This window comes from Mesorhizobium sp. M7A.F.Ca.US.014.04.1.1 (genome assembly GCF_003998745.1).
Classification (GTDB): domain Bacteria; phylum Pseudomonadota; class Alphaproteobacteria; order Rhizobiales; family Rhizobiaceae; genus Mesorhizobium; species Mesorhizobium ciceri.
In genome coordinates this window covers 1-3,446 of sequence record NZ_RZRW01000590.1, presented here as the reverse complement: position 1 = coordinate 3,446, position 3,446 = coordinate 1, and the positions used below count along the sequence as shown (strand labels likewise).

Below are 3,446 nucleotides of genomic sequence, written 5' to 3'. Positions count from 1 at the left end.
GGCGAAGACATGCGCCTTTCCCGATACAGTCAGCCGGACGATCTCGCCGACCGCCGGCGCGTCCATGCCCGGTTTGCGCAGGACCAGCGGCGTGTTGCCGATCGCTGCCGCATCGGGCGGATCGGCATTGTTCAAGAGCCGCACCGCGACCGTGCACATCGAGCCGGCGAATTCGGATTCCGTCACCTCGCCGAACAGCATGTCCGAGGTGCCGGACATACCCTCGCGCGACGTTCTCTTCAGCGCGATCTGCTCCGGGCGAAGCATGATGCGGGCGATATCGCGGCTGTCATGGGTGTCGACCGCGATGCGGCCGAGCGGCGAGTTGGCGAAGCCATTTGATATCTTGGCCGGCAGGATGATGGCGTCGCCGAGGAATTCGGCGATCATCCTGTCCTTCGGCTTGAGATAGAGCTCGCGCGGCGTGCCGATTTGCGAGAACTTGCCGTCGCGCATCACCGCGACCTGGCTGGCGAAGGACAGCGCTTCGGCCTGGTCGTGCGTCACCAGGATGGTGGTGATGCCGGCGGCCTCCAGAAGTTCGGCCACCGCCTTGCGCATCGAGGCGCGCAGGCCGGTATCGAGCGCCGAGAACGGCTCGTCGAGAAGCATCAGCCTGGGCTTCATCGCCATGGCCCGGGCCAGCGCCACACGCTGCTGCTGGCCGCCGGAAAGCTCGTGCGGGCGGCGTTTGAGGATCGCCTTGTCGAGCCCGACGATATAGGCGAGCTCGACGATGCGCTCAGCGCGCTTGTCCTCGCCGCGGCCCATGCCGAAACCGATATTGTCGCCAATGGTCAGATGCGGAAACAGGGCACCATCCTGCGCCACCACACCGATGCCTCGGCGATATGCCGGCACCGCAGCGCCGCCGTTGGCCAATATGGCACCGTCGAGCGTGATGTGGCCCTGGTCCGGAGCCTCGAAGCCGGCAATCAGCCGCAGCAGGGTCGTCTTGCCGCAACCGGAAGGACCGACGATCGCCGTGCGGCTGCCGCTGGCGACGCTGAGGTCGACGCCGGCAAGGGCCGCCACCGGGCCGTATTGCTTGTGCAGGCCGCTGATTTCGAGAAAGCTCATCGTCCGGCCATCCGTTTCGACTGGACATAGAGCAGCCAGGTCAAGGGCAGCGACATCACCACCATGATGAAGGCGTAGGGTGCCGCCGAGGCATAATCAATCTCGCCACTGTAGGACCAGAAAGCCATCGCCAGCGTGCGGGTGCCGTTCGGTGCCAGCATCTGGGTGGCGGTCAGTTCGTTCATGATGCCGAGCGCCACCAGGGCCATGCCGGCCGCGGCACCCGGCGCCGACAGGCGGATCGTCGTCGACCACAGCGCCTGCAGCGGCGGCCGGCCGAGGCTGGAAGCGGCGCGTTCGAGTTCGACCGGCGCCTGCGCGATCGATGCCCGCAGGCTGACCAGCGCGCGCGGCAGGAACATCAGCGCATAGGCAACCAGGATGGTGAACAAGGTCTGGTAGAGCGGCAGCGCGATGCGTACGGTGATGGTGACCAGCGCCAGTGCGATGACGACCCCGGGCAGCGAGCCGACGATGTAGTTGCAGCCCTCCAGAAGACGCTGCAATGGCCCCGGCGCGCGGATCGAGATCCAGGCCATCGGCATGGCGGCGACGGTGGCGAGCAACGCGCCGGCGAGCGCCAGGAACAGCGTCTGGCCAAGCGCCAGGCCGATCTCGTCCAAGCGCCAGACAGCGGCGCCGCCGGCGGCAAGCCAGCCGCCAATGGTGACGAACGGCACGCCGAGCGCCAAAAGCGTGATGACGACAAGCAAGAGCAGGCTAGGCAGGGTGGCGCGTCCGAGGCTTGTGCGTTGCTGATGGCGCGCCGCGCCGGAGCCGACACGGGCATAGCGCTCCTCGCCGCGCACCAGCACTTCGAGGCCGAGCAGCACGAAGCAGCAGCTGACCAGCACGCCGGCCAGCATGTTGGCGGCCGGTCCATTGAAGGTCGACTGGAACTGGTCGACGATCGCCGTGGTGAAGGTGTCGAAGCGGATGAAGACATAGAGGCCGTACTCGGCCAGCAGATGCAGGCCGACCAGCAGCGAGCCGCCGCAGATGGCGAGCCGCAATTGCGGCAGCACGACCCGCCAGAACACGCGCCGGGGCCCCAGGCCGAGTGCGGCGGCGGCGTCTTCCAGGGCGGGATCGAGACGGCGCAACGCCGCCGACACCGGCAGATACAGGAACGGGAAATAGGCGATCACGGAAACCAGCACGCCGGCCCACAGGCCGTGCAGTCCCGGCACCATGGTGACCCAGGCATAGCTGTGCACAAAAGCCGGGATGGCGAGCGGCGCCACGCACAGCCAGGCCCAGAGCCGGGCGCCCGGCAGGTCGCTGCGCTCGGTCAACCAGGCCAGCGAAACCGACAGCACGATGGTGATCGGCACCGAGAGCGCGACCAGCAGGACAGTGTTGACCAGAAGCTCGCCGACACGCGGCCGGAAGACCAGTGCCGAGACTGTTTCCCAGCCGGTCTGCACCGCGATCCAGATGATGAAGGCAAGCGGCACCAGCGCCAGCAGCGCAACGAAGATGGCGGCGAGGACCAGCCAAAGCGGTGCGCGTCGCCGAGCCCTTCGGCCTGTGCCCGAAGGCAGGCCCGAATGCGCGAGATCGACCGCGGACTGCATCAGGTCAGACGCCGTGCCGTTGCCGTCCAGCGGCAGCAATTGAAAGACCGCGATCGCGGTCGGGAACACAGCGTGTCGTCATCGACGAATGCCATCTCGAAAAACAAAATCACTCCCGCGGAAGGCGAATTCCCGCGGGAGCGTGGTCGGGTGTCCTTTTAGGACGAATGGCAACTAAAGCAAGCCGGCTGCCGTCATCAGATCGGTGACCTTCTTGGAGTTCAGCGTCGTGGCATCGACCTTCGGCGCCTGCAGATCGGCGAGCGGCACCAGCTTCGGGTTGGAGTCCGCACCCTTGCCGACCGCGTACTCGAAGGAATCGCCGGTTTTCAGCACGTCCTGACCGCCTTTGCCTGTCAGCCATTTCAGGAACGCCTGGGCTTCCTTCGGATGCTTGCTCGAAGCCAGCACACCGCCGCCGGAGATCGAGACGAAGGCGCCCGGATCCTGGTTCTTGAAATAGTGCAGCGCGACATTCTTGCTGTTTTCGCCGGTCTTGGCCTGATCGCCGAAATAGTAATAGTGATAGATCACGCCGCCTTCGATCTCGCCGGCATTGACCGCCTTCATCACCGTGCTGTTGCCCTTGTAGGCGGTGAAATTGGTTTTCATCGCCTTCAGCCAGTCGGCGGTAGCGGCTTCACCTTTGAGCTGGAGCAGGGCGCTGACGATGGCCTGGAAATCGGCGCCCGAGGGGGAGGCGGCCCAACGGCCTTTCCAGCTCGGATCGGCGAGGTCCAGCATCGACTTGGGCAACTGGTCGGCAGTCAGCTTGGTCTTGTTATAGGC

The 3,446-nt window shown here is 65.8% G+C and carries 3 protein-coding genes; all 3 read right to left on the bottom strand.

Annotated features, from left to right (window positions below; all coding sequences use genetic code 11):
• On the bottom strand, positions 1-1,080 hold a 1,080-nt coding region (locus tag EOA22_RS28130; protein ID WP_013529417.1), incomplete at its 3' end, for an ABC transporter ATP-binding protein.
• Positions 1,077-2,657, bottom strand: a complete 1,581-nt coding sequence (locus tag EOA22_RS28125; RefSeq protein ID WP_063170345.1) for an iron ABC transporter permease — start codon at positions 2,655-2,657, stop codon at positions 1,077-1,079. The genes EOA22_RS28130 and EOA22_RS28125, both read right to left, overlap by 4 nt.
• Before the next feature lie 174 nt (positions 2,658-2,831).
• Positions 2,832-3,446, bottom strand: a 615-nt coding sequence (locus EOA22_RS28120; protein ID WP_127390382.1) for an extracellular solute-binding protein, incomplete at its 5' end; no start/stop codon positions are given.

Coding starts and splice junctions, on each gene's coding strand:
- EOA22_RS28125 (WP_063170345.1), bottom strand. CDS start 2,657: ATGCAGTCCGCGGTCGATCTCGCGCATTCGGGCCTGCCTTCGGGCACA.